This window comes from Variovorax boronicumulans, assembly GCF_030812215.1.
GTDB lineage: Bacteria > Pseudomonadota > Gammaproteobacteria > Burkholderiales > Burkholderiaceae_C > Variovorax > Variovorax boronicumulans_C.
Map to the genome: position 1 here is coordinate 152,666 of NZ_JAUSSG010000012.1, position 22,863 is coordinate 175,528.

Sequence of the window (22,863 nt, forward strand, 5' to 3'; positions counted from 1 at the left end):
AGCTCTCACTCGCTGTGATTGGGGAGCGCGAGGCGCGAAGAATCTTCTTCGGTCTCTTCGATGCGGGGGCGGTTGCCGTTCATGCGCGAGATCGCATCGGTGTCGATGTCGCCGGTCACGTACACGCCGTCGAAGCACGAGGCATCGAAGCCGTCGAGCTTGGGGTTGAGCGAGCCGATAGCGCGCTTCATGGCATCGACGTCCTGGTAGATCAGCGCGTCGCAGCCGATCAGTTCGCGGATTTCCTCGACGGTGCGGTCGTGCGCGACCAGTTCGTCCTTGGTCGGCATGTCGATGCCGTAGACGTTGGGGTAGCGCACCGGCGGCGCGGCGCTGGCAAGGTAGACCTTGCGTGCGCCGGCATCGCGCGCCATCTGCACGATCTCGCGGCTGGTGGTGCCGCGCACGATGGAGTCGTCTACCAGCAGCACGTTGCGGCCCTTGAACTCGCTGGCGATCACGTTGAGCTTCTGGCGCACCGACTTCTTGCGCACGCCCTGCCCCGGCATGATGAAGGTGCGGCCCACGTAGCGGTTCTTCACGAAACCCTCGCGGTACGGCACGCCCAGCAGGTGCGCGAGCTGCGTGGCGCTCGGGCGGCTCGATTCGGGAATCGGGATGATCACGTCGATCTGGTTCGGGGGCACGGTGGAGACCACGCGCTTGGCCAGCGTCTCGCCCAGGTTCAGGCGCGCCTGGTAGACCGAGATGCCGTCGAGCACCGAGTCCGGACGCGCGAGATACACGAACTCGAAGATGCACGGATTCAGCGTGGGCGCCTCGGCACACTGCATCGAATGGACATTGCCTTCCAGGTCGATGAACACCGCTTCGCCGGGGTTGATGTTGCGCTCGAACACATGGCCCGAGCCTTCGAGCGCGACCGATTCGCTGGCCACCATGACGGTGCCGTCCTTCTCGTTGCGGCCCATGCACAGCGGGCGGATGCCGTAGGGATCGCGGAAGGCGAGCAGGCCGTGGCCTGCGATCAGCGACACCACGGCATACGAGCCGCGCAGGCGCTTGTGCATGTTCTTGACCGCGGCGAACACTTCGGCCGGATGCAGCGGCACACCGCGCGACGAGCGCTCCAGCTCATGCGCGAGCACGTTGAGCAGTACTTCGGAGTCGCTCTCGGTGTTGGTGTGACGGTGGTCGGTGGAAAACAGCTCCGAACGCAGCGCGTGCGCATTGGTCAGGTTGCCGTTGTGCACCAGCACGATGCCGAAGGGCGCATTCACGTAGAAGGGCTGTGCCTCTTCCTCGCTGTAGGCGTTGCCGGCGGTCGGGTAGCGCACCTGGCCCAGGCCCACGTTGCCCGGCAGCGCGCGCATGTTGCGGGTGCGGAACACGTCGCGCACCATGCCCTTGGCCTTGTGCATGAAGAACTTGCGTTCCAGCAAGGTCACGATGCCGGCCGCGTCCTGGCCGCGGTGCTGCAGGAGCAGCAGCGCGTCATAGAGCAACTGGTTGACGGGTGCGTTGCTGACAACGCCGACGATTCCACACATGAACGATTCCTCTCAGGGCAGGTAGCTTGCCAACTTTTCAGGCAACGCGGGTTTCAGGCCCTGCAATGCCGCATCGAGAACACCGGCACTGAGCGATTCGCGCCACCAGGCACTGTCGCTCAACACCAGCAAATGAACAACGACTGCCAGCACGAGCAGGGCCACTGCACCCCGCGCCGCACCGAAGGCAGCTCCCAAAATCCGGTCCACGGGCCGAAGGCCCACGACGGTGATCAGCTTGCGCGTAAGGGCCGCAACGAGCCCCACACCAAACGCCACGCCCACGAACACCAGCACGAAGGCCAATGGATAACGCCACGTCGCCTGCGGCTCGCCGAACGGCAGCCACGCCGCCACATCGGAAGCCAGCCACTGGGCGGCGATGAATGCAGCCACCCAGCCCGCCAGCGAAATCACCTCGAACACCAGGCCCCGAACGAGGCCGAACAGCATCGACACCACGATGAGCGTGACGGCGATCCAGTCGAGCAGGGCCACGACAACAGGCGCCCGCGTTTACAACGTGAGGATCGCGGCCGACAAAGACAAGCCCTTGACCTTTTCCGCGGCCTTGTCCGCCTCGGCGCGCGACGCGAAGGGGCCGACACGCACACGCGTGCGCTCGCCATCGGCCGTCTTGGCAACGTGAACGTAGGTCTTGAGGCCCGCGCGCTCCAGTTTCTGCCGGACCTCGCGCGCCTTGTCGGCATCGGCGAAGGCGCCGACCTGCACGATGAAGCGGCCACCAGCCTCGTCGGCGGCGGCGGGCTTGGGCGTTGCGGCGGCGGTGGTCACAGGCTTGCCTTCGAGGAGTGCACGGGCGCGCGCACCGTCGTCCGCGGAGGCGGCGGGCTTGGGTTCAGGCTTCGGCTTGGCTTCGGGTTTCGGTTCAGGCTTTGGCTTGGGTTCAGGCTTGACTTCGGGCTTGGGCTCCGGCTTTGGCTTGACCTCCGGCTTCGGCTCGGGTTTTGGCTCGGGCTTGGGTTTGGTCTCGACGGCAGGCGACGTGCTGGCCACCGGCTTGCCGGGGTCGATCACGGTGCCGTCGGCGGTCTCGGTGATCATGCCGCCGGCCGAGGAGGCGGCCGCCACGCGGGAACTGCTTTCGGGTGCGGGCGGTGCGCTGCTCGTCGCGGGAGGCGTGGCCGGTGCGGCGGGCACGGGCAGCGGCTTGACCTTGTTGCGGTCCGGGATCTCGATGGGGATGTCGACCGACACGGGCCGCGGCTGGGTATCGAACAGCAGCGGGAATCCGATCACGCCCAGCAGTACCAGCACCGCGGCGCCGAGCAGCCGGTGGCGCGCGCGACGACGCATGGTTTCGACACTTTCCGCTGGCACAGCCGCCGGGGCGCTGCGTCCTTCGTTGCCTTGTGGGCCGCGCGTGCGGAACTTGAAAAACGCCATGAAGTTCGATCCCTGAAGGAGTGCAGCGAAGTGATGCCAGATGGTGCGCGGACCTGTCGGTCAGCCGCCCGGCGACAGGTGTTTGGCTTGCAGCCGGGGGGTGCCGTTTTCGAGCACGCCACCCACGGTGAAGAACGATCCGAAGACCACGATTCTATCAGCGGGGTCTGCGTGCTCGATGGCCGCGCGCAACGCGTCCATGGGGCTTGCATGCACGCTGGCGGAGGCGTCGGCACGGGTGTTCTGCGCCTGCCAGGAGGCCTGCAGATCGGCCGCCTTGGCGGCGCGCGGCGTGGGCAGGTCGGTGAAGTACCAGCGGTCGATCAGCGGGCCGATACGCGCGAGGATCGGCGCGAGGTCCTTGTCGGCCATGACCCCGAAGATGCCGTGCGTGGTGGGGTAGAAGCCCATCGCATCGAGGTTCTCGGCCAGCGCGGCGACTGCGTGCGCGTTGTGCGCCACGTCGAGCACCAACGCGGGCTCGCCCGGCACGATCTGGAAGCGGCCCGGCAGCTCGACCATGGCCAGGCCGTTGCGCACCGCCTGCGCCGTGATCGGCAATTGCGGGCGCAGGGCCTCGAGCGCCGCGAGCACGCCCGCGGCGTTGATGAGCTGGTTGGCGCCGCGCAGCGCCGGATAGGCCAGCCCGCTGTAGCGCCTGCCGCGGCCCGACCAGCCCCACTGCTGCTTGTCGCCCGACACGTTGAAATCGGTCCCGAAGCGCCAGAGGTCGGCGCCGATGGCGTTCGCGTGGTCGATCACGCTCTGCGGCGGCACCGGGTCGCTCACGATGGCCGGCTTGCCGGCGCGCAGGATGCCGGCTTTCTCGAAGCCGATGCTTTCCCGGTCGGGCCCGAGGTATTCCATGTGGTCCAGGTCGATGCTGGTGATGACCGCGCAGTCGGCGTCGATGATGTTGACCGCGTCGAGCCGGCCGCCGAGCCCGACCTCGAGGATCGCCACATCGGGCTTTTCCTGGATCATGCAGTGCAGGATGCCGAGCGTCGTGAACTCGAAGTAGGTCAAGGGCATGTCGCCGCGCGCCTTCTCCACCACTTCGAAGCTTGCTATCAGTTTGGAAGCATCGACCGATTCGCCCTTCAGGCGCAGCCGCTCTTCGAAGCGCACGAGATGGGGGGACGTGAACACGGCGGTGCGGTAGCCCGCATGCGTCAGGATCGACTCGAGCATGGCGCAGGTCGAGCCCTTGCCGTTGGTGCCCGCGACCGTGATGACGGGGCAGCGGAATTTCAGGCCGAGGCGTCCGGCCATCTCCTTGGCACGTTCGAGGCCCAGTTCGATGTTCTTGGGATGGAGTTGCTCGGCGCGCGCGAGCCAGTCGTTAAGGGTTTCCATGGAGGCCGGCATTGTCGCCGACCTGCCGGGCGCGGCATCATGGCGGCCATGACAACCCTTTACGGCATCCCCAACTGCGACACCGTCAAGCGCGCCCGCGCCTGGCTCGACGAACACCATGTGGCCTACACCTTCCACGATTTCAAGAAACAGGGCGTGCCCGAGGCCGAACTCGACCAATGGCTGAAAAAGCCCGGGTGGGAGGCGCTGGTCAACCGCCGGGGCACCACCTGGCGCAAGCTGGACGAAGCCACGCAGAACAGCGTGGTCGATGCTGCCTCGGCCCGCGCCGTACTGCTGGCCAACCCTAGCCTCATCAAGCGGCCGGTGGTCAACTGGGGGCCGAAAACCGGCGTTACGACGGGATTCGACGCCGAAAACTGGGCTGTGAACGCCGTGTAAACGCCGGAACCCCGTCTCGCCGGCCGGCCTCCAAACCCGATCTGCAGGAGAGAACACCATGAACAGACACGTTTTTCGCACCCTCGCGGGGCTTTCGGTGATCGGCTTGCTGGCGACAGGCGCCAGCGCCGTGCAGGCCCAGCAGCAAGTGGTCCAGGCCCGGGTGATTTCCGCCACGCCGATCCGCGAAACCACCGGCAGCGACGTCAGCTACAACGTCACCTACGAATACCAGGGCCGCCAGTACACGACCCGCACCACCAGCCGGCCGGGCGCCACCATCCCGATCCAGGCCAGCGCCTACGGCGTGACCACCGCGCCCGTCCAGCCGCAGTCGCAGCTGCAGCCCTACCCGGTCGAGGCCAACAACGGCCAGCAGTACCAGCAAGACCCGCAGTACCAGGAACAGTACCAACAACAGGGCAGCGGCTCCCCGTGGGACAGCGTCGTGCCGGAACCCGGCGTCGTGGTTTCCAACGCGCCCGCACCGGTCTACGTGCAGCCGGCCCCGGTGTATGTGCCGCCCGTCTACGTGCAGCCCGCCTACACCTACCCGTATGCACAGCCCTATGTTTACCCGCCGGTCGGCATCTCGCTGAACCTGGGCTATTCGCGCGGCTGGGGCGGATATCGCGGCTACGGCGGCTACCGGGGCTACGGCTACCGCGGGTGGGGCGGCGGCTACCACGGCTGGCACCGTTGAGCCCCGGGGCAGCGGCCCGCGCCGGCCGAGCCCCTAAAATCGAGGACTTTTCCAACCCCTGAGGGGTGCGCCGCCTGCGCGGTGCGTCCTCGAATGCCGAACGCCCAGGCGCCGGCGCCACCCAATGACGACGACTACCGACACTCTGAACAGCGCCGCAGTGGCCACCAAGGCCAATGTGTATTTCGACGGCAAGTGCGTGAGCCACAGCCTCACGCTCGCGGACGGCACCAAGAAATCGGTCGGCGTGATCCTGCCGTCCACCCTCACCTTCAACACCGGCGCGCCTGAAATCATGGAAGGCACCGCCGGCAGCTGCGAGTACCTGCTGTCGGGCACCACCGAATGGGTCGCCTCGGGCCCGGGCCAGAAGTTCAACGTGCCGGGCAACTCCAGCTTCCAGATCCGGGTGACCGGCGAGCCTTACAGCTACATCTGCCATTTCGGCTGAACCGGGACCCTCACACCATGTCGACCATCCTCCAAAACGTTCCCGCCGGCCAGAAGGTCGGCATTGCCTTTTCCGGCGGCCTGGACACCAGCGCGGCGCTCCACTGGATGCGCAACAAGGGCGCGATTCCCTATGCCTACACCGCCAACCTCGGCCAGCCCGACGAGCCCGACTACGACGAGATCCCGCGCAAGGCGATGCTCTACGGTGCCGAAAACGCCCGCCTGATCGACTGCCGCGCGCAATTGGCCAACGAAGGCATCGCCGCGCTGCAGGCCGGCGCCTTCCACGTCACGACCGCGGGCGTCACCTACTTCAACACCACGCCGCTCGGCCGCGCGGTGACGGGCACCATGCTGGTGTCGGCCATGAAGGAAGACGACGTCCACATCTGGGGCGACGGCAGCACCTACAAGGGCAACGACATCGAGCGCTTCTACCGCTACGGCCTGCTCACCAACCCGAGCCTGAAGATCTACAAGCCCTGGCTCGACCAGGTCTTCATCGACGAGCTGGGCGGCCGCGCCGAGATGTCGGCGTTCATGCAGAAGGCCGGCTTCGCCTACAAGATGTCGGCCGAGAAAGCCTACTCGACCGACTCCAACATGCTGGGCGCCACGCACGAGGCCAAAGACCTCGAGCACCTGAACAGCGGCATGCAGATCGTGCAGCCCATCATGGGCGTCGCGTTCTGGAAGGACGAAGTCGAGGTCAAGCGCGAGACCGTCTCGGTGCGCTTCGAAGAAGGCGTGCCGGTCGCTCTGAACGGCGTGGCTTATCCCAACATGGTCGAGCTGATCCTGGAAGCCAACCGCATCGGCGGACGCCACGGCCTGGGCATGAGCGACCAGATCGAGAACCGCATCATCGAAGCCAAGAGCCGCGGCATCTACGAAGCCCCGGGCCTCGCGCTGCTGTTCATCGCCTACGAGCGCCTGGTCACCGGCATCCACAACGAAGACACGATCGAGCAGTACCGCGACCACGGCCGCAAGCTCGGCCGCCTGCTCTACCAGGGCCGCTGGTTCGACCCGCAGGCGATCATGCTGCGCGAGACCGCCCAGCGCTGGGTGGCGCGCGCCATCACCGGCGAAGTGACGGTCGAGCTGCGCCGCGGCAACGACTACTCGATCCTGAACACCGAGTCGCCAAACCTCACCTACAAGCCCGAGCGCCTGAGCATGGAAAAGGTCGAGGGCGCCTTCACGCCGCTGGACCGCATCGGCCAGCTGACGATGCGCAACCTGGACATCATCGACACGCGCGAGAAGCTGGCGATCTACACCCGCACCGGGCTGCTGTCGTCGAGCCAGGGCGCCTCGCTGCCGAAGCTCGCGAACGACGACGAGAGCGGCAGCAAGTAAGCCAGCGCGCTTTCACTTTCAATGACGAACGGGCCCGATGGGCCCGTTTTTCTTTGGTGCGCCGATCGCGTCGCTCAGTCGCCGCCTCCGCCGCAGCCCCCTCCGCAACCTCCACCGCCGTCGCCGCCACCGGAGTCCCCGCCTCCTCCATCGCCACCACTGCCCGATTCGCTGCCGCCAAAACCATCGGCATCGCCCGAACTGCCGCCATCCGACGAGGACTCGCCGAATTCGCTGCCGCACTGCGCGGTCGAGCCGTCGTGCCGGTCGACCGCCTTGCAATCGGGCACGTACGCGAAGCCGCCGGGAATCGCGAACTTGATGTCCAGCGCGAACAGCAGCGGCAGACGCGCTGGCTTGCGTGGATCGATGCTCTCTTCCTTGCACGACCAGTACCAGGTGCGGCGCAGACCGTCGTTGCGCTTGGGGTCCTTGCCCAGCACCTCGGCCGGACTGTGGTGCAGCATGCCGCCGAAGGCCGCCTTGCACCAGTTCTGGTAGCCCTGCGTGTGCAGGATGAATTCGTGCCAGGCCGTGTCGACCACCTTCGAAGGCATGGCGACGAACTTGCGGTCGCTGCGCAGGTGCGCCATGAAGAACTGGCGCAGGCCCCGCAACACGAGTTCGGCGTCGCGCCGGCTCAGTTGCGGATGGGCTTCCCGCAGCTTGCCGATCAGGAAGGGAGGCAGCCGCGCCTCTCGGATGAACTGGCGACGCAGGCTCACTTCGATGCGGCTCAAGAGCGCCGCAAAGCAGAAGGCCGCGATGAACAGCAGCGCCGATCCCCACCAGCGCGCCGGCACCAGGAACACCGAGGCGATGCCCGCCACGATGACGATCCGCTGCGCCCACACCAGCGCCGCGATGCGGCGTCGGTAGTTCAGGTGCAGGAAGTCGAGATCCATCGCCTGATCAAACCACCACCGGCTCGGGCTCCAGCCGAATGCCGAAGCGCTCGTACACGCTGGTCTGGATGGCCTTGGCCAACGTCATCACCTCGCCGCCGGTCACCGGGTTCTCGCTGCCGCCGCGGTTGACCAGCACCAGCGCCTGCCGCTCGTACACGCCGGCATTGCCGACCGACTTGCCCTTCCAGCCGCAGGCGTCGATGAGCCAGCCGGCTGCGAGCTTGATGCTGCCGTCGGCCATCGGGTAGTGAACGATCTTGGGGTCGCGCGCGATGATGTCGGCGCACTGCTCGGGCGTGACCGTCGGGTTCTTGAAGAAGCTGCCGGCGTTGCCCAGTACGCGCCAGTCGGGCAGCTTGGCGCGGCGGATGGCGCAGATCCAGTCGAAGACGTCGGTGGCGCTCGGCGTGAAGTTGCCGGTTTCTTCCATCTTGCGTTCGAGGTCGAGGTAGCCGACCACCGCCTTCCAGGGCTTGGGCAGCCGGAAGCGCACCCGGGTGATGAGCGCCCGACCCGCAAGGCCGAAGTCGTTCGGGCCGCTCTTCACATGCTTGAAGACCGAATCGCGGTAGCCGAAGGCGCATTGGGCCGAATCGAGCGTGAAGCTGCGGCCGGTGTCCAGGTCGATGGCATCGAGCGAATCGAAGCGGTCCTGCAACTCGACGCCATAGGCGCCGATGTTCTGCACCGGCGAGCCGCCCACGGTGCCCGGAATGAGCGCCAGGTTCTCGAGCCCCGGGTAGCCGTTGCGCACCATCCACTCGACGGCGTCATGCCAGATCTCGCCGGCACCGGCTTCCACGATCCAGGCCCGGGGTGTCTCGTCGACCAGCCGCAAACCCTTGATTTCCACCTTGAGCACCAGCGGCTTGACGTCGCCGGTCAGCACGATGTTGCTGCCGCCGCCCAGCACGAAACGAGGGGCGTCCTGCCAGTCGGGACCGGCCAGGAGTTCGGCAATATCGGCCTCGTCCGTGATGCGCGCCAGGCGCTGCGCGCGCGCGACGATGCCGAAACTGTTGTACGGCTGCAGGGGGACGTTGTGCTCCACGATCATGGGAGAATTGTCGCATTCAGCACCCGCAAGAATTCAGGAGAGCCCATGCCGTCTTTCGATACCGTCTGCGAGCCCAATCTGCCCGAAGTGAAGAACGCGGTCGAGAACACCGCCAAGGAAATCGCGACGCGCTTCGATTTCAAGGGCACCGCCGCCGCCGTCGAGCTCAAGGACAAGGAAATCACCATGATCGGCGATGCCGAGTTCCAGCTCGTGCAGGTCGAAGACATCCTTCGCAGCAAGCTCACCAAGCGCAGCGTCGACGTGCGCTTCCTCGACAAGGGCGACGTCCAGAAGATGGGCGGCGACAAGGTCAAGCAGGTCATCAAGGTCAAGAGCGGCATCGAGAGCGAGCAGGCCAAGAAAATCACCCGCATCGTCAAGGACAGCAAGCTCAAGGTACAGGCCGCGATCCAGGGCGACGCGGTGCGCATCACCGGCGCCAAGCGCGACGATCTTCAGGCAGCCATGGCCCTCATCAAGAAGGACGTGCCGGACATGCCCCTGTCGTTCAACAACTTCCGCGACTGATTCGCATGAAACCCCTCGCCCTTGCGACGGCAGCGTGTCTTCTGGCTGCCGTGGCGGCGGCGCACGCGGCAAGCTCGGTGATGCTCACCGGCACCATCGGCAGCCGCGCGATCCTGATCGTGAACGGCGCGCCGCCCAAGACGGTGGCCGTCGGCGAGAGTTTCCAGGGGGTCAAGCTGGTGTCGCTGCAGGCCGAGCAGGCGGTGGTCGAACTCGAAGGCAAGCGCGTCAACCTGCGCATGGACACGCCTGTGAGCATCGGCGGTGGCGGCGGCTCAGGCGGTGGCGGCAATCGCATCGTGTTGTCGCCCGACAGTCGCGGCCACTACATGACGCAGGGCGCCATCAACGGCCGCGCCGTCACGTTCATGCTCGACACGGGCGCCACCTCGATCGCGCTCTCGGCCGCCGATGCCGAGCGCATCGGCCTGGACTACAGCAAGGGCCAGCGCATCCAGATGAACACCGCCAACGGCGTGTCTCAGGGCTACAAACTGCGCGTGCAGTCGGTGCGCGTGGGCGATGTGGAGGTGTACGACATCGACGCGGTCGTCTCGCAACAGCCAATGCCCTTCGTGCTGCTGGGCAACAGCTTCATCAACCGCTTCTCCATGCGCCGAGACGCGGACCAGATGGTCCTTGAGAAGCGGTACTGACCGTCAGGCCGCAGCGGCTGTCACGACGATCTCGATCTTGTAGGCTGCATTGGCCATCTTGGCCTGCACCGTCGCGCGCGGCGGCGTGTTGCCGGCCGGAATCCATGCATCCCACACCTCGTTCATGGCCGTGATATCGGTGATGTCGGCCAGGAAGATCTGCGTCATGAGGATGCGCGACTTGTCGCTGCCGGCCTCGGCCAGCAGGCGATCGACCATGGCAAGCACTTGCGCGGTCTGGCCGCGGATGTCCTGCGTGGTGTCGTCGGGCACCTGGCCGGCGAGGTAGATGGTGCCGTTGTGAACGGCCGTCTCCGAGAGACGCGGGCCGACGTGGAAGCGGGTGATGTTTGCCATGGTGTTCTTCAATCAAGCCTTTTTCTTCGAGCCGAGTTTCGACTCCGTGCCGGCCGCGAGCCGGCGGATGTTTTCGCGGTGCCGCCAGACCAGCAGCAGACTCATGATGATGATCGCGATCAGCACCGTGCGGTAGAGCGGCCACGCGATGTTGCCGCCCAGCAGGTAGTAGGCCGGCGCAAAGAAGGCCGCCACCAGCGACGACAGCGACGAGTAGCGGAAGAAGACCGCGATGATCAGCCAGGTGGCGCCGGTCGCGAGCCCCAGCCAGGGCGCGATGCCCACCAGCACGCCCGCCGCGGTGGCCACGCCCTTGCCGCCCTGGAAGTTGAAGAACACCGGGTACAGGTGGCCCAGGAAGGCCGCAAGGCCCGCCACGGCCGCCACGCCATCGCCCAGGCCCCACTGCGCGCCGTAGTGCCGAATCAGGAACACCGGCAGCCAGCCCTTCAATGCATCGAGCACCAGCGTGGCCAGCGCCGCGCCCTTGTTGCCCGAGCGCAGCACGTTGGTCGCGCCGGGGTTGCCGCTGCCGTAGCTGCGCGGATCGGCCATGCCGAGCGCCTTGCTCACGATGACCGCGAAGGACAGCGAGCCGATCAGGTACGACGCCACGATGGCGATGAGGGACGGCAGGTGAAAGCTCAAGGGGCGCTCCGCGGGGGGCAGTTGTTTTTATCGGATGAAGACGACAGCGTGCGATCTTCAGGTCTCGGGCGGCGATTGGATCACAACGTACTGCTTGCGAAACTCGAAGCCCCGGTCGGGCCACTGCGCCACATAGGCGCGCAGCGCCTCGGCACCGGCGGGCCAGTCCTCGCCGTTGACGCGGCAATCGGCCTGCACCTCGCCTTGCGCATCGCGCGCGGCATAGAGGCGAAGGCCGTAGACGCCATCGGATTCAATCTGCGGCTTGTAGGCATCCCAGGTGTTGGTGAAGAGACAGCAAGGGCAGAACGGGTGCTCTTCTTCCTCGGTTGCCTTGCGCTCGGCCTGGTGCGCGACCGGTCCGAACAGCACGCGCCGCTGCCGGCTTTCGGCTTCGCCGCTCTTGGGCTCCCACTGCATCTGCAGCGACGTGCAATGGCCCAGCTCGGCGCGCAGCGCGTCCTTGAACACGACCAGGTCGACCTGCGCCCAGAGATCGAAACCCCGGGTCAGCGATGCCGCGATGTCGTCGCCATACGAATGTTGGAACTCGAAGGTGCCGGCCGGCAGCAGGCTGGCGTGCGCCACTTCGATGGTGGTGCAGGTGCGCACGCTCCCGTCGTCGGTAGGGTGGTAGCTCGCGATCTGCGGCCACAGCCAGAGCCCTTCATCGGGCAGGAAGAGCCAGCCTTCCCGTTCGCTCACCGCCTTGAAACCCCGCGCGGCCAGCGCTTCGAGCAGCAGCACGGAGAGGTCGAAGACCTCGGTCCACTGCTCCTGGTCGTTCTCGAAGCCGACTGTGAAAGTCGGCCCGCCGCCCTGGTTGGCCGTGCAGTGGGAAGGAAAGAAATCGGAGGGTGTCGACGTCATGGCGCCGGCTATTCTGCCAGCGCACATTTCACCGGCACAGCCCCCAGCAGCGCCACGCACACCTGCGGATCGATGCCGACGAGGTAGCCGCGCCGGCCGCCGTTGAGGACGATCTTCGGCAGCTCGAGGATGGTCGACTCGATGTACACCGGCATCTCGCGCCGCGTGCCGAACGGCGAGGTGCCGCCCACCATGTAGCCGCTGTGCCGCTGCGCCACCTCGGGCTTGCAGGGCTCGACCGACTTGGCACCGATCTGCCGCGCGAGGTTCTTGGTCGACACGGTGCGGTTGCCGTGCATCAGCACGATGAGCGGCTTGGCATCCTGGTCCTGCATCACCAGCGTCTTGATGACGGTGAACGGATCGAGCCCCAGCATCTCGGCGCCGCGCTGTGCGCCGCCGTGCTCCATGTACTCGTACGGATGCTCGGTGAAGGCGACCTTGTTCGCCCGCAGCAGTTGCGTGGCGGGCGTTTCGGAGACGTGGACTTTCTTGCCGCTCACGCCGCCGGGTCCCGGATGTCCCAGCGGATCTTGTCGATCTCGGCCAGGATTTCTGGCGACAGCGTGGTGCCGTACGCATCGATGTCCTCGTCCAGCTGCGCCAGCGTCCGCACGCCGATGATCGTGCTCGCCACCTGCCATTTGGTGTAGCAGAAGGCCAGCGCGAGTTGCGTGGGCGTGAGGCCGTTGTCGCGTGCGAGCTGGTTGTACAGGCGCGCGGCCTTCAGCGCGTCGGGGCGACCCCAGCGAAGCTTGCGCACCGACTCGTAGCGGGTGATGCGCGCTTCGGCGGGCGCATCGGGGCCGGTGATGCCGCTCTTGTCGTACTTGCCGGTGAGGAGGCCGTAGGCCAGCGGCGAATAGGCCAGCAGCGAAACGCCCAGCCGGTGCATCGTTTCGTCCAGCCCGTTCTCCACGCCGCGGCTCGCGAGGTTGTAGACGTTCTGCACCGTCGCCACGCGCGGCAGGCCGTGCTGCTCGGCCAGCCGCACGAACTCGTGCACGCCGTAGGGCGTTTCGTTCGACAGGCCAATCGCGCGGATCTTGCCGGCCTTCACCAGCTTGCCGAAGGTTTCGAGCTGCTCGTGGATCGGCGTCTGCGTCACTTCCTTGGCCGGGTCGTAGTAGATGTTGCCGAAGGCCGGCACATGGCGCTCGGGCCAATGGATCTGGTAGAGGTCGATGGTGTCGGTCTTCAGGCGCTTCAGGCTCGCCTCGCACGAGGCCACGATGTCGGCGGCCGTCATGCCCACGCCTTCGCGCACCCAGGGCGTGTTGCGCAGCGGGCCGGCGACCTTGGTGGCCAGCACGAGCTTCTGGCGCGCGCCGGGGTTGGCGGCGAACCAGTTGCCGATGATGGTTTCGGTGACGCTGTAGGTTTCCTGGCGGGTGGGCACCGAGTACATCTCGGCGGTGTCGATGAAGTCGACGCCGCACTCGAGCGAACGGCTCAGGATGGCGTGGGCGGTGGGCTCGTCCACCTGCTCACCGAAAGTCATGGTGCCGAGGCAGATCGGGGTGACGTGCAGGTCGCTCTGACCGAGTTGGATCTTTTTCATGCGCGGGATGCTACCGCCCTCCCCCGCAACGCGCTGGCCGCGCGGCCAAAGCCCGAGCGCGAGCTGTCGTCTGCCGGACTGCCCGAACGCGCCCCGCTCCTTATCATCGGCGCCCATGTACCAAGCCCTCCGTCCCTCGCGCAGCGAATTCGTGCCCGTGCGCAACCTCAGCTACCACGTACGCCTCTGGGGCCAGCCCTCGCCGGACCGCCCGCCGCTGGTGCTGGTGCATGGATGGATGGACGTCGCAGCCTCGTGGCAGTTCGTCGTCGATGCGCTGGCCGAGGACCGCTTCATCATCGCCCCCGACTGGCGCGGCTTCGGCCTCACCGACGGCGGCGGCGTCGACAACTACTGGCTGGCCGACTACCTCGCCGATCTCGAATGGCTGCTCGACCACTACGCGGGCGAAGGCGACGGCGCGCAGCCGGTCGACCTCGTCGGCCACAGCATGGGCGGCAACGTCGCGATGCACTACGCCGGCGTGCGGCCCGCGCGCATCCGCCGCCTCGTCAACCTCGAAGGCTTCGGCATGCCGTTTCGCAAGCCCGAGGAAGCGCCCGCCCGCTACGGCCAGTGGATCGACGAACTCAAGGGCTTGCACCGCGGCGAAAAGGCGCTTGCAAGCTACTCGGCCGTGGACGGAGTGGCCCGCCGCCTCATGAAGACCAACCCGCGCCTCACGCAGGACAAGGCCGACTGGCTCGCGAGCCACTGGTCGGCCGGCCACCTGCAGCCCGACGGCAGCACGCGCTGGCAGATCCTCGGCGAGGCGGCGCACAAGATCGTCAACGCGCACATCTTCCGTGTCGATGAAACCCTCGCGCTCTACGCGCGCATCACCGCGCCGACGCTGATGGTCGAGGCCTCCGACGACAGCCTGCACGGCTGGTGGAAGAACCGCTACACGCTCGATGAATTCCATGAACGCCTGAAGTCCGTGCCCTCGGTGCGCATCGAGCGGCTCGACGATGCGGGCCACATGCTGCACCACGACCAGCCGCAGCGCGTAGCGCGGCTGATCGAAGACTTCCTGGCCTAGCCTTTCCGGGTCGCGCGGCGCAATGCCGCGCGCGCCAGCAGCCGCGTGGAGTCGAGCGTCGGCAGCGGCGAATTCGCGTCGCTCATGATCAGCGGGATCTCGGTGCAGCCGAGCACCACCGCGTCGCATCCCTCTTCATCTTTCATGCGCTGCATCACGCGCTGGAAGGTTCCGATGGCCTCGGGCTTGAAGACGCCGTAGACCAGCTCTTCCATGATGATCCGGGCGATCTCGTCACGCTCCTCGAAGGTCGGACGAACATACTGCAGGCCGCGCGCCGAAAGCTTCTCGGGATACACCTCGCTGTCGGTCAGCCAGCGCGTGCCCGTGATGCCGATGCGGCGAAAGCCGCGCTGCACCGCTTCTTCGGCAACGCACTCCGCAATGTGCAACCAGGGCAGCGGCGAACGCCCTTCGATGAACGGCAGCGCCTGGTGGATGGTGTTGTCGGGGCAGACCAGAAAATTCGCGCCGATCTTCGCGAGCTTGTGCGCGGAGGCGAGCATCACTTCGCCCACGCCGCGCCAGTCGTCGCGGTAGATGTGTTCCATGTAGTCCGACAAAGACGGCGTGTGCATCGAGACCTCGGGATGCGCGTGCGGCCCGAGGAATTTCGCGCCCTCCACGCAAATGGTCTGGTAGCAAAGCGATGCGCCTTCGGCGGAGCAGCCGACGATTCCGATGTGCTGGGTCATGGCTGCATCCTACAAAAGGCGCCAAGCGATGTCATCGCCCCACCTGCCCTGCGATATCCGGCCAGCGGATATCCAAGCGCGCAAATCTTCGTTCGCACGGTGTGCACCGCCGCCTAGAGTGCCCAACTCCTTTTGCCGCCTCCGGAGTTGTCGTCATGCCCTCCCCTTCGCGCGCGCCGTCATGGCTGCGCCGCCTCGCCCCGCTGTCCGGCGGCCTCGCACTGAGTCTGCTCCTGCACGTTTCCGCCCACGCCGACGACCTGCGCGTGGGCTTCATGCCCGGCCCGTACCGCGACGCCTTCACCCATGGCATCGAGCCCCAGCTCAAGAAGCTGGGCTACACCATCAAGTACGTCGAGTTCAGCCAGGGCGTGCAGCCCAACGACGCGGTGGAGCGCGGGCAGATCGACGCCAACATCTTCCAGCACACGCTGTACCTCAACGCCACCAACAAGCAGCAGGGGTTCGATCTCGTGCCGGTGGTGCATGTGCCGACGCCGCCGATGGGCCTCTACTCGCAGCGCCACAAATCGCTAGCCGCGGTGCCCGACGGTGCGACCGTCACGCTGCCTTCCGATCCGGTCAATGCGGCGCGCGCGCTCAACATCCTCGCGGCCATCGGCTGGGTGACGTTGAAGCCGGGGGTCAGCCCGCTGAGCGTGTCGGAGCGCGACCTGGTCGGCAACCCCAAGCGGCTGAAACTGATTCCGCTGGAGGCTGCGCAGGCGCCACGCTCGCTGGCCGATGCCGACCTCGCCGCCGTGCAGGGCAACTTCGCCGTGGCCTCGGGCCTGAAGCTCACCGAGGCGCTCAAGCTCGAAGACATGACGCTGCCCTACGTGAACGTGGTGGCCGTCAAGCGCAGCAACGAGAACGCGAAGTTCGCCAAGGACATCGTGGCCGCCTACCAGTCGCCCGAGTTCCAGAAGTTCTTCAGGGCCAACCCGGTGTGGGCGGGCTACCGGCTGCCGGACTACTTCAGCCAATGAGCACCAGCAACGCAACACCGCGCAGGCAACTGCACCTCAACGTCAACATCCTGCATTCGGGCTTCGTGCCCTCGGCCTGGCGCCTGCCGGAGAGCGACCCGTGGGCGTTCGCCGACATCCAGCACTACATCCGCACGGCGCAGATCGCCGAAGCCGCCAAGCTCGATGCGATCTTTCTCGCGGACAACGCGGCCATCGTGGACCAGATCCACTTTCGCCCGATCACCGCACTGGAGCCCACCATCCTCCTGGCCTGCGTGGCTGCGGCGACGACGCACATCGGCCTCATCGCCACCGCCTCCACCAGCTACAACGAGCCCTACAACATCGCGCGCCGTTTCTCGACGCTCGACCACGTGAGCAACGGCCGCGCGGGCTGGAACATGGTGACCACGGCCGACCTGCCCTCGGCCCGCAACTTCGGCCTGGACACCACGCCCGACCACACGAAGCGCTACGCCCGCGCCTCGGAATTCGCCGACATCGTGAAGGCGCTGTGGGACAGCTGGGAAGACGACGCCTTCGTCGGCGACAAGGCCTCGGGCCGCTTCGTCGACCCGGCCAAGGTGCATGCGATCGCGCACCGCGGCGAGCACTTCGCGGTGCAGGGGCCGCTCAACCTGCCGCGTGCGCCGCAGGGGCATCCGGTGCTGGTGCAGGCCGGTGCTTCGGCCGACGGGCGCGAGCTCGCGTCGCGCCATGCGGAAGCCGTGTTCTCGGCCTCGCAGTCTTTCGAAGAATCACTGGCCTATGCACGTGCCCTGAAGACCCGCGCCGCCGAACTGGGCCGCGGCCCCGATGCGGTGAAGGTGCTCGCCGGCCTCACCACCATCGTCGGCGGCACCGAAGCAGAAGCGCGACGCCGCCGCGACGAATTGGTCGACCTGATCCCGTGGGACTACAGCCTCACGCGCATCGCCGGCACGCTGGGCATCACGCCCGACCGCCTGAAGCTGGACGAGCGCCTGCCCGACAACCTGCCCCTCCCGGGCAATGGCAACGGCAATCACACCTTTTTCAACGCGGTGGTCGCGGCTGGCCGCACGCACGGCTACACGGTGCGCGAGCTGATTCGCGAGCTCGCGGGCGGTGGTGGGCATCGCGTGATCGTGGGTACGCCCGAGCAGATTGCCGACGACATCGAGCACTGGTTCAAGGGTGGCGCGGCGGACGGATTCAACCTGATGCCCGATGCGTTGCCGCACGGGCTGCAGGATTTCGTCGACGGTGTGGTGCCGATCCTGCAGAAGCGCGGGCTCTTTCGGACCGAATACGAGGGGCGCACGTTGCGCGATCACCTCGGGCTGGCGCGGCCCGATGGGCGAGTGGCGGCGCAGCGGTTGGCGGCTTGAGCGTTGCTCTTCAGGGCGACGATCGCGCCGACGGGGTACCTTGCTCCGCGAATGTCCCCCGGGCTTCGCCCTCCTCCTTGATTTCGCTGCGCAAGGCACCCCATCGGCACGCTCGTTTTCAGAGCAGTGGTTGATCGGCCGTACACCAGCGACGCGTCCACGTGCGCAGGGCGTCGGGTGCTCCCCGCAGCGAAATCAAGGAGGAGGCCGCAGGCCGGGGGACATTCGCGGAGGGGAGTACCCGGCGGCCTGTGCACGCGCCCTGAACAAGGGCGGGGCGCTCACTCGTCGTCCGCGTCGTTCCCCGTCAGCGACAGCACTTCTTCGACAAAGGCCTCGAACAGCGGCAGCGCAGCCGGCAGCCCTTCAAGAGATTCCGCTTCTCCCGCATCGAAGAAATGCGGCTTGTCGGAGGGAATGGAAACCCACTCGCCCCCTTCGAACAGCAACCCCAGATACCCATCGGCAGTCGGCAGGTAGAACAGCCCCGCCCCATCGAGCGCGCGCTGTCCCTTCTTCGCCTTGTCCCGCCCCCAGCTCACGCCCTGCTTCGCAAGATGCTCGGTGATCCATCCGTCGCACACATGCGTGTCGCGCCAGTTGGCTTGGGCATCGAATACGGCGAGCACGGGCATGGGGCGTCCTTTGTCGGGGTCGGATTACTGCAGGAAGCTGGGCTTGGCGTAGCCCTGGAACTTGGTGTCGACCACCGTCTTGAATTCCTTCGAGTGGTAGGCCTCGACGATGTCCTTGGCCCAGGCCGAGTTCTTGTCGGCGGACTTCACCGCGACCACATTGAGGTAGTAGTCGGGCGTCTTCTCCAGCACCACCGCCTCGGTGAGCTTCAGGCCCGACGAGATCGCGAAGTTGCCGTTGATGATGGCGTACTCGGTGTCGCCCAGCGAGCGGGGCAGTTGCGCGGCCTCGAGCGGAATGAACTTGAGCTTCTTCGGGTTCTCGGCCACGTCCTTTTCGGACGCGCGGATCGGGTCCACGCCGGCCTTGATGGTGATGAGCTTGTTCTGCTCCAGCAGCACCAGCGCGCGCGCCAGGTTGCTCGGGTCGTTCGGCAGCGTCACGCGGTCGCCTTCCTTCACATCGGCCAGCGTCTTGCGCTTGGTCGAATAGATGCCCAGCGGCGCGATCGGGCCCTGCACCAGTTCGGCGAGGTCCAGCTTCTGGTCGGCCGAGAACTTCTTCAGGTAGACCTGGTGCTGGAAGAAGTTGGCGTCGAGCGAGCCCTGGGCCAGCGCGAGGTTGGGCTGCACGTAGTCGTTGAACTCGACCAGCTTCACCTTGTAGCCCTTCTTCTCGAGGATCGGCACGATGCCGAACTTCAGTTGGTCGTAGTTCGATCCGGCGGTGCCGCCGATCACGAGGTTCTTCTTGGCGTCTTGCGCCTGCGCCAGCGAGAGGCCGCCGAACGACAGCGCGACGAGGGACAGGGCGAGGACGGAGCGGCGCAGCAATGCGGTTTTCATGGAATGAGCAAAGAGAGGGAAAAGGAAAAAATCAACGCTTGTCCAGCCTGCGCGCCGTGGTGTTGCCCACGAATTGCAGGATCTGTACCAGCACCACCAAGAGCGCCACGGTGAGCACCATCACGTCGGTCTGGAAGCGGTAGTAGCCGTAGCGGATCGCCAGGTCGCCGATGCCGCCGCCGCCCACCACGCCGGCCACCGCCGAGTAAGAGAGAAAGCTCACGGCCAGCACCGTCAGCGCCAGCACAAGGCCCGAACGGGCCTCGACCAACAGCACGCGGCCGACGATCTGCAGTTCCGAGGCACCCATGGCATGCGCCGCCTCGATCACGCCGCGCGGCACTTCGCGCAGGCACTGGTCCACCAGGCGCGCCAGGTACGGAATGGCCGCGAACGACAGCGGCACCGCGGCCGCCAGCGGCCCGATGGAGGTGCCCGCGATCACCCGCGTGAACGGCACCAGCGCCACCAGCAGGATGATGAAAGGGAAGGAACGCACCGTGTTCACGAGCCAGTTCAGCACCAGGAACGCCGGCTTGTTCTCCAGCGACTGGCCCGGCCCCAGCAGGAACAGCAGGATGCCCAGCGGCCCGCCGATGAGCACCGCGGCCGAGAGGCCGATGGCCAGCATCATGAAAGTCTGGCCCGTGGCGGTCCAGAGCTCGGGAAGGATGGGGACGATGTTCTCAAACATAGGCCACCTCCTCGGCATTGCGGACGGATGAGGAACGCGGCTCGACCGGCAGGCGCGCCTCGCGCTCGCGGCGGCGCACCAGCTCGTCGATTTCGCGGCCCAGCGCGGTCTTGCGCTCTTCGCCCGACGCATCGACAACGGCGAACTGCTCGACCAGCCGGCCCTTTTCGAGGATGGCCACGTTGCGGCACAGCACCTCGACCACCGAAAGCTCGTGCGTCACGATCACGATGGTCACGCCGATCTTCTGGTTGATGTCGCGCAGCGTCTCGAGCAGCGCGCGGGTGGTTTCGGTGTCGAGCGCCGAGGTGGGCTCGTCGCACAGCAGCACCTGCGGGCGCGGTGCCAGCGCGCGGGCGATGGCCACGCGCTGCTTCTGGCCGCCCGAGAGCTGGGCCGGGTAGGTGTCGATCTTTTCGGCAAGGCCCACGAGGTCGAGGCATTCGCGCACCCGCGTGTTGATCTCGGCCTTGGAGTGGCGGCCGTGGATCTTCAGCGGGAAGGCCACGTTGTCGAACACCGTGGCGTTCTGCAGCAGGTTGAACTGCTGGAAGATCATGCCGATGTTCTGGCGCGTGTCGCGCAGCTCGCGGCGCGAGAGCGTGGTGAGGTCGCGCCCGCCGACGAGAACCTTGCCCGCATCGGGCCGCTCCAGCAGGTTGATGAGGCGCAGCAGCGTCGATTTGCCGGCGCCGCTCTTGCCGATCAGGCCGAACACGTCGCCCTGGTGGATGTCGAGCGAGAGCGACTGCACGGCATCGAACACCTCGCCGCTGGGCAAGGCAAAGGACTTCTGCACCGATTGAAGACGGATGACCGGCTGCTCCGCGTCGCCGCGGGCCGTATCAGGCGAATGGTTGGTCATGGAAAAGAGGCGCAGCCAGCGTGAAAGCCGGTCGCGGAGTTCGCAAAAAGGTGCCGAGTATGAAAAGAACGGCGCCAAAAGGGAACGAACAAATCGGCGCTTGCTTATGCACGAAAGCACATAAGCATTTCAAAACGCTGGCGGAGAACGCCATATCGATATGCGCATTGGTTCGTTCCAAAATGCGCCGGGCAATGCCACATTCGCGCCTTCATTTTTTGATTTCGCGCAACAACATGCACAGCAATTTCCGCCGCCGCACCCTGGCCCTTGCCGCACTGGCCACCGCACTTTTCGCCGGCAGCACCGCCTTCGCGCAGGACAAGAACACGCTCAAGGTCGGCGTCTCCGTCGGCAACGGCGAGCAGATCTTCGAAGTGGTCAAGAAGGTCGCCGCCAAGGACGGCCTGAACATCCAGGTCGTGGTGTTCAACGACTACCAGTTGCCCAACGCGGCGCTGGCTTCGGGCGACCTGGACGCCAACGCCTTCCAGCACCAGCCCTTCCTCGACAACCAGAACAAGGCACGCGGCTTCGACATCGTGCCCGTGGGCCTGACCATCACCGCGCCGCTGGGCTTCTACTCGCGCAAGATCAAGTCGATCGACCAGCTGCCCGAGGGCGCCTCGGTCGGCATCCAGAACGATCCGTCGAACGGCAACCGCGCGTTGTTGCTGCTGCAACAGGCCGGCCTCATCACGCTGAAGCCCGAGGCGGTGAAGAACAACAACGCCACGCCGCTGGACGTGGTGACCAACCCCAAGAAGCTCAAGCTGGTGGCGCTCGACGCGGCCCAGCTGCCGCGCTCGCTGGACGACCTGACCATCGCCTCCATCAACAACGACTACGCCGAGAAGGCGGGCCTGTCGCTCAACAAAGATGCGGTGATCAAGGAATCGCCCAAGAGCCCCTACGCCAACCTGATCGCCGTGCGCCGCGCCGACAAGGACAAGCCCTGGGCCAAGCGCCTGGTGGCGGCCTACCAGTCGCCGGAGGTGAAGAGCTTCATCGAGACCCAGTTCAAGGGCTCGCTGGTGCCGGCGTTCTGATCCGCGCGCGCGATAGATTTGTCCCTTGCCCCCTGTGCGCCCGCGCCGCGCCCAGGGGGCTTTTTGCTTTCTGGGCATGCGGTCTGCAGGTATCTTCCGGGCTCCAACAGATCACGGAGGGAAGAAACCATGTTTTCGAAACAGCGCCTCGCCACCGGTTTGGCCGCTTTGACGCTGCTCACCGCCGCCTCCACCACCGCCTTTGCCCAGCGCGCCACGGAGGCCAACCCCGGACAGATCAGCGTGACCGGCACGGCCGCCGTCCGCGTGGCGCCCGACGAGGTGTTCTTGACCATCGGCGTCGAGAGCCGAGACAAGAGCCTGCAGGCCACCACCCGCGACAACAGCGACCGCATCGCCAAGGCGCTGGCGGTCATCAAGCGCCACGGCGTGCCCGAGAAGAGCGTGCAGCTCAACTACATCCAGGTCGAGCCCGATTTCGACACCAACGTGAGCCGCATCACCCCCGTGGCCTACCGCGCGCACAAGAGCATCGGCATCAAGATCACCCGGCTCGACAGCTTCGAGCCCCTCCTGACCGACCTGTTCGCCGTCGGCGTCAACCAGGTCGAGAACATCGAGTTCCGCAATTCCGACATGCGCAAGCACCGCGACAAGGCCCGCGAACTGGCCGCGGTGGCCGCGCGCGAGAAGGCCGACGCCCTCACCTCCCAGCTTGGCGTGAAGCGCGGGCGGGCCGTACGGATCAGCGAAGACAGCGGCTGGCGCTGGGGCGGCTGGAGCGGCAGCTACCGGGGCGGCCAGAACCTGATGCAGCAGAACACGGTGCAGTCGGTCGGCAATTCCGGGGGCCAGGGCGGCGACAGCGCGGACGGCGACCTCTCGGTGGGCCAGATCAGCGTGACGGCCACGATCAGCGTCGATTTCCAGCTCGATTAGCCCCCTGATCGCAC

27 protein-coding genes are annotated in these 22,863 nt (G+C 66.4%); 11 read left to right on the forward strand and 16 right to left on the reverse strand.

Annotation, left to right across the window (positions count from 1 at the left end; genetic code table 11):
* Positions 1 to 5: 5 nt before the first annotated feature.
* The 4 genes from purF to folC are packed head-to-tail and all read right to left on the reverse strand — an operon-like array spanning position 6 to position 4,286.
* Positions 6 to 1,511 carry an amidophosphoribosyltransferase gene (gene purF / locus J2W23_RS27575; protein WP_307651020.1) on the reverse strand — a complete coding sequence of 502 codons (1,506 nt, stop codon included), beginning with the start codon at positions 1,509 to 1,511 and terminating at the stop codon, positions 6 to 8.
* A gap of 12 nt (positions 1,512 to 1,523) precedes the next feature.
* A complete protein-coding gene (locus J2W23_RS27580; RefSeq protein WP_176656135.1) occupies positions 1,524 to 2,009 on the reverse strand; it encodes a CvpA family protein in 486 nt (161 codons plus the stop codon).
* A gap of 18 nt (positions 2,010 to 2,027) precedes the next feature.
* Entirely contained in the window at positions 2,028 to 2,918 is an 891-nt protein-coding gene (locus tag J2W23_RS27585) for an SPOR domain-containing protein (protein ID WP_307651021.1), read from the reverse strand.
* Positions 2,919 to 2,978: 60 nt separating this feature from the next.
* Positions 2,979 to 4,286 carry a bifunctional tetrahydrofolate synthase/dihydrofolate synthase gene (folC, locus tag J2W23_RS27590; RefSeq protein ID WP_307651022.1) on the reverse strand — a complete coding sequence of 436 codons (1,308 nt, stop codon included), beginning with the start codon at positions 4,284 to 4,286 and terminating at the stop codon, positions 2,979 to 2,981.
* 36 nt (positions 4,287 to 4,322) lie between these two features.
* Here folC and J2W23_RS27595 point away from each other — a divergent pair, with 36 nt between their 5' ends.
* The 4 genes from J2W23_RS27595 (at position 4,323) to argG (ending at position 7,194) form a co-directional block, all read left to right on the forward strand.
* The gene (locus tag J2W23_RS27595; protein ID WP_176656132.1) at positions 4,323 to 4,676 is read left to right on the forward strand and encodes an ArsC family reductase; all 354 of its coding nucleotides are present in this window, start codon (positions 4,323 to 4,325) and stop codon (positions 4,674 to 4,676) included.
* 58 nt (positions 4,677 to 4,734) lie between these two features.
* On the forward strand, positions 4,735 to 5,379 hold the full coding sequence (locus J2W23_RS27600) for a hypothetical protein (protein WP_307651023.1): 645 nt from the start codon (positions 4,735 to 4,737) through the stop codon (positions 5,377 to 5,379).
* Between the two features lie 124 nt (positions 5,380 to 5,503).
* The gene (gene ppnP / locus J2W23_RS27605; RefSeq protein ID WP_176656130.1) at positions 5,504 to 5,830 is read left to right on the forward strand and encodes a pyrimidine/purine nucleoside phosphorylase; all 327 of its coding nucleotides are present in this window, start codon (positions 5,504 to 5,506) and stop codon (positions 5,828 to 5,830) included.
* Between the two features lie 17 nt (positions 5,831 to 5,847).
* Positions 5,848 to 7,194 (forward strand): argininosuccinate synthase, encoded by a 1,347-nt coding sequence (gene argG, locus J2W23_RS27610; protein WP_176656129.1) that lies wholly within the window; start codon positions 5,848 to 5,850, stop codon positions 7,192 to 7,194.
* A gap of 74 nt (positions 7,195 to 7,268) precedes the next feature.
* Here argG and J2W23_RS27615 read toward each other — a convergent pair whose 3' ends face one another.
* On the reverse strand, positions 7,269 to 8,099 hold the full coding sequence (locus J2W23_RS27615) for a glycine-rich domain-containing protein (RefSeq protein WP_307651024.1): 831 nt from the start codon (positions 8,097 to 8,099) through the stop codon (positions 7,269 to 7,271).
* 7 nt (positions 8,100 to 8,106) lie between these two features.
* Complete coding sequence (gene murB, locus J2W23_RS27620; protein ID WP_307651025.1) at positions 8,107 to 9,159, reverse strand: UDP-N-acetylmuramate dehydrogenase; 1,053 nt, start codon at positions 9,157 to 9,159, stop codon at positions 8,107 to 8,109.
* Positions 9,160 to 9,204: 45 nt separating this feature from the next.
* On the opposite strand from murB, the gene J2W23_RS27625 reads away from it, so the two are divergent.
* A complete protein-coding gene (locus J2W23_RS27625) occupies positions 9,205 to 9,690 on the forward strand; it encodes a YajQ family cyclic di-GMP-binding protein (RefSeq protein ID WP_176656126.1) in 486 nt (161 codons plus the stop codon).
* 5 nt (positions 9,691 to 9,695) lie between these two features.
* Positions 9,696 to 10,346 (forward strand): retropepsin-like aspartic protease family protein, encoded by a 651-nt coding sequence (locus J2W23_RS27630; RefSeq protein WP_176656125.1) that lies wholly within the window; start codon positions 9,696 to 9,698, stop codon positions 10,344 to 10,346.
* Positions 10,347 to 10,349: 3 nt separating this feature from the next.
* On the opposite strand, the gene J2W23_RS27635 is transcribed toward J2W23_RS27630, so the two are convergent.
* The 5 genes from J2W23_RS27635 to J2W23_RS27655 are packed head-to-tail and all read right to left on the reverse strand — an operon-like array spanning position 10,350 to position 13,782.
* The gene (locus tag J2W23_RS27635; RefSeq protein ID WP_013542745.1) at positions 10,350 to 10,703 is read right to left on the reverse strand and encodes a RidA family protein; all 354 of its coding nucleotides are present in this window, start codon (positions 10,701 to 10,703) and stop codon (positions 10,350 to 10,352) included.
* Between the two features lie 12 nt (positions 10,704 to 10,715).
* On the reverse strand, positions 10,716 to 11,351 hold the full coding sequence (gene plsY / locus J2W23_RS27640; protein ID WP_307651026.1) for a glycerol-3-phosphate 1-O-acyltransferase PlsY: 636 nt from the start codon (positions 11,349 to 11,351) through the stop codon (positions 10,716 to 10,718).
* Between the two features lie 57 nt (positions 11,352 to 11,408).
* On the reverse strand, positions 11,409 to 12,221 hold the full coding sequence (locus tag J2W23_RS27645; protein ID WP_307651027.1) for a DUF6348 family protein: 813 nt from the start codon (positions 12,219 to 12,221) through the stop codon (positions 11,409 to 11,411).
* An 8-nt stretch (positions 12,222 to 12,229) separates the two neighbouring features.
* Positions 12,230 to 12,724, reverse strand: a complete 495-nt coding sequence (locus J2W23_RS27650; RefSeq protein ID WP_176656122.1) for an aminoacyl-tRNA deacylase — start codon at positions 12,722 to 12,724, stop codon at positions 12,230 to 12,232.
* The gene (locus J2W23_RS27655) at positions 12,721 to 13,782 is read right to left on the reverse strand and encodes an aldo/keto reductase (protein WP_307651028.1); all 1,062 of its coding nucleotides are present in this window, start codon (positions 13,780 to 13,782) and stop codon (positions 12,721 to 12,723) included. Before J2W23_RS27655 ends, J2W23_RS27650 begins: the two co-directional genes overlap by 4 nt.
* Before the next feature lie 115 nt (positions 13,783 to 13,897).
* Between J2W23_RS27655 and J2W23_RS27660 the strand changes: the two genes are divergently transcribed.
* Positions 13,898 to 14,824 (forward strand): alpha/beta fold hydrolase, encoded by a 927-nt coding sequence (locus tag J2W23_RS27660; protein WP_307651029.1) that lies wholly within the window; start codon positions 13,898 to 13,900, stop codon positions 14,822 to 14,824.
* Here the strand turns inward: J2W23_RS27660 and J2W23_RS27665 are convergent.
* On the reverse strand, positions 14,821 to 15,519 hold the full coding sequence (locus J2W23_RS27665) for an aspartate/glutamate racemase family protein (RefSeq protein WP_307651030.1): 699 nt from the start codon (positions 15,517 to 15,519) through the stop codon (positions 14,821 to 14,823). The two genes, J2W23_RS27660 and J2W23_RS27665, sit on opposite strands and share 4 nt — an antisense overlap.
* Positions 15,520 to 15,674: 155 nt before the next feature.
* On the opposite strand from J2W23_RS27665, the gene J2W23_RS27670 reads away from it, so the two are divergent.
* Both J2W23_RS27670 and J2W23_RS27675 read left to right on the forward strand, forming a co-directional pair.
* Positions 15,675 to 16,508: a MetQ/NlpA family ABC transporter substrate-binding protein gene (locus J2W23_RS27670; RefSeq protein ID WP_307651031.1), complete on the forward strand. Its 834-nt coding sequence runs from the start codon at positions 15,675 to 15,677 to the stop codon at positions 16,506 to 16,508.
* The gene (locus tag J2W23_RS27675) at positions 16,505 to 17,860 is read left to right on the forward strand and encodes an LLM class flavin-dependent oxidoreductase (RefSeq protein WP_307651032.1); all 1,356 of its coding nucleotides are present in this window, start codon (positions 16,505 to 16,507) and stop codon (positions 17,858 to 17,860) included. Before J2W23_RS27670 ends, J2W23_RS27675 begins: the two co-directional genes overlap by 4 nt.
* 281 nt (positions 17,861 to 18,141) lie before the next feature.
* Here J2W23_RS27675 and J2W23_RS27680 read toward each other — a convergent pair whose 3' ends face one another.
* From J2W23_RS27680 to J2W23_RS27695, 4 genes are read right to left on the reverse strand one after another with little or no spacing between them, the layout of a single operon-like run.
* The gene (locus J2W23_RS27680) at positions 18,142 to 18,495 is read right to left on the reverse strand and encodes a hypothetical protein (protein WP_307651034.1); all 354 of its coding nucleotides are present in this window, start codon (positions 18,493 to 18,495) and stop codon (positions 18,142 to 18,144) included.
* A 24-nt stretch (positions 18,496 to 18,519) separates the two neighbouring features.
* A complete protein-coding gene (locus tag J2W23_RS27685) occupies positions 18,520 to 19,341 on the reverse strand; it encodes a MetQ/NlpA family ABC transporter substrate-binding protein (protein WP_307651035.1) in 822 nt (273 codons plus the stop codon).
* 31 nt (positions 19,342 to 19,372) lie between these two features.
* Complete coding sequence (locus J2W23_RS27690; protein WP_307651036.1) at positions 19,373 to 20,035, reverse strand: methionine ABC transporter permease; 663 nt, start codon at positions 20,033 to 20,035, stop codon at positions 19,373 to 19,375.
* On the reverse strand, positions 20,028 to 20,900 hold the full coding sequence (locus tag J2W23_RS27695; protein WP_307651037.1) for a methionine ABC transporter ATP-binding protein: 873 nt from the start codon (positions 20,898 to 20,900) through the stop codon (positions 20,028 to 20,030). Before J2W23_RS27695 ends, J2W23_RS27690 begins: the two co-directional genes overlap by 8 nt.
* Before the next feature lie 236 nt (positions 20,901 to 21,136).
* Between J2W23_RS27695 and J2W23_RS27700 the strand changes: the two genes are divergently transcribed.
* Both J2W23_RS27700 and J2W23_RS27705 read left to right on the forward strand, forming a co-directional pair.
* Positions 21,137 to 21,949 carry a MetQ/NlpA family ABC transporter substrate-binding protein gene (locus J2W23_RS27700; protein ID WP_307651038.1) on the forward strand — a complete coding sequence of 271 codons (813 nt, stop codon included), beginning with the start codon at positions 21,137 to 21,139 and terminating at the stop codon, positions 21,947 to 21,949.
* A 129-nt stretch (positions 21,950 to 22,078) separates the two neighbouring features.
* On the forward strand, positions 22,079 to 22,849 hold the full coding sequence (locus J2W23_RS27705; RefSeq protein ID WP_307651039.1) for an SIMPL domain-containing protein: 771 nt from the start codon (positions 22,079 to 22,081) through the stop codon (positions 22,847 to 22,849).
* Positions 22,850 to 22,863: the final 14 nt, after the last annotated feature.

Excerpts from the sequence above, each read along its gene's own strand:
- J2W23_RS27665 (WP_307651030.1), bottom strand. The coding sequence starts at position 15,519 with ATGACCCAGCACATCGGAATCGTCGGCTGCTCCGCCGAAGGCGCATCG.
- purF (WP_307651020.1), bottom strand. The coding sequence starts at position 1,511 with ATGTGTGGAATCGTCGGCGTTGTCAGCAACGCACCCGTCAACCAGTTG.
- J2W23_RS27680 (WP_307651034.1), bottom strand. The coding sequence starts at position 18,495 with ATGCCCGTGCTCGCCGTATTCGATGCCCAAGCCAACTGGCGCGACACG.
- J2W23_RS27655 (WP_307651028.1), bottom strand. The coding sequence starts at position 13,782 with ATGAAAAAGATCCAACTCGGTCAGAGCGACCTGCACGTCACCCCGATC.
- J2W23_RS27675 (WP_307651032.1), top strand. The coding sequence starts at position 16,505 with ATGAGCACCAGCAACGCAACACCGCGCAGGCAACTGCACCTCAACGTC.
- J2W23_RS27685 (WP_307651035.1), bottom strand. The coding sequence starts at position 19,341 with ATGAAAACCGCATTGCTGCGCCGCTCCGTCCTCGCCCTGTCCCTCGTC.
- argG (WP_176656129.1), top strand. The coding sequence starts at position 5,848 with ATGTCGACCATCCTCCAAAACGTTCCCGCCGGCCAGAAGGTCGGCATT.
- J2W23_RS27660 (WP_307651029.1), top strand. The coding sequence starts at position 13,898 with ATGTACCAAGCCCTCCGTCCCTCGCGCAGCGAATTCGTGCCCGTGCGC.
- murB (WP_307651025.1), bottom strand. The coding sequence starts at position 9,159 with ATGATCGTGGAGCACAACGTCCCCCTGCAGCCGTACAACAGTTTCGGC.
- J2W23_RS27705 (WP_307651039.1), top strand. The coding sequence starts at position 22,079 with ATGTTTTCGAAACAGCGCCTCGCCACCGGTTTGGCCGCTTTGACGCTG.
- J2W23_RS27600 (WP_307651023.1), top strand. The coding sequence starts at position 4,735 with ATGAACAGACACGTTTTTCGCACCCTCGCGGGGCTTTCGGTGATCGGC.
- J2W23_RS27585 (WP_307651021.1), bottom strand. The coding sequence starts at position 2,918 with ATGGCGTTTTTCAAGTTCCGCACGCGCGGCCCACAAGGCAACGAAGGA.
- J2W23_RS27595 (WP_176656132.1), top strand. The coding sequence starts at position 4,323 with ATGACAACCCTTTACGGCATCCCCAACTGCGACACCGTCAAGCGCGCC.
- J2W23_RS27630 (WP_176656125.1), top strand. The coding sequence starts at position 9,696 with ATGAAACCCCTCGCCCTTGCGACGGCAGCGTGTCTTCTGGCTGCCGTG.
- J2W23_RS27635 (WP_013542745.1), bottom strand. The coding sequence starts at position 10,703 with ATGGCAAACATCACCCGCTTCCACGTCGGCCCGCGTCTCTCGGAGACG.
- J2W23_RS27690 (WP_307651036.1), bottom strand. The coding sequence starts at position 20,035 with ATGTTTGAGAACATCGTCCCCATCCTTCCCGAGCTCTGGACCGCCACG.
- J2W23_RS27645 (WP_307651027.1), bottom strand. The coding sequence starts at position 12,221 with ATGACGTCGACACCCTCCGATTTCTTTCCTTCCCACTGCACGGCCAAC.
- J2W23_RS27670 (WP_307651031.1), top strand. The coding sequence starts at position 15,675 with ATGCCCTCCCCTTCGCGCGCGCCGTCATGGCTGCGCCGCCTCGCCCCG.
- folC (WP_307651022.1), bottom strand. The coding sequence starts at position 4,286 with ATGCCGGCCTCCATGGAAACCCTTAACGACTGGCTCGCGCGCGCCGAG.
- J2W23_RS27625 (WP_176656126.1), top strand. The coding sequence starts at position 9,205 with ATGCCGTCTTTCGATACCGTCTGCGAGCCCAATCTGCCCGAAGTGAAG.
- J2W23_RS27700 (WP_307651038.1), top strand. The coding sequence starts at position 21,137 with ATGCACAGCAATTTCCGCCGCCGCACCCTGGCCCTTGCCGCACTGGCC.
- J2W23_RS27695 (WP_307651037.1), bottom strand. The coding sequence starts at position 20,900 with ATGACCAACCATTCGCCTGATACGGCCCGCGGCGACGCGGAGCAGCCG.
- J2W23_RS27615 (WP_307651024.1), bottom strand. The coding sequence starts at position 8,099 with ATGGATCTCGACTTCCTGCACCTGAACTACCGACGCCGCATCGCGGCG.
- ppnP (WP_176656130.1), top strand. The coding sequence starts at position 5,504 with ATGACGACGACTACCGACACTCTGAACAGCGCCGCAGTGGCCACCAAG.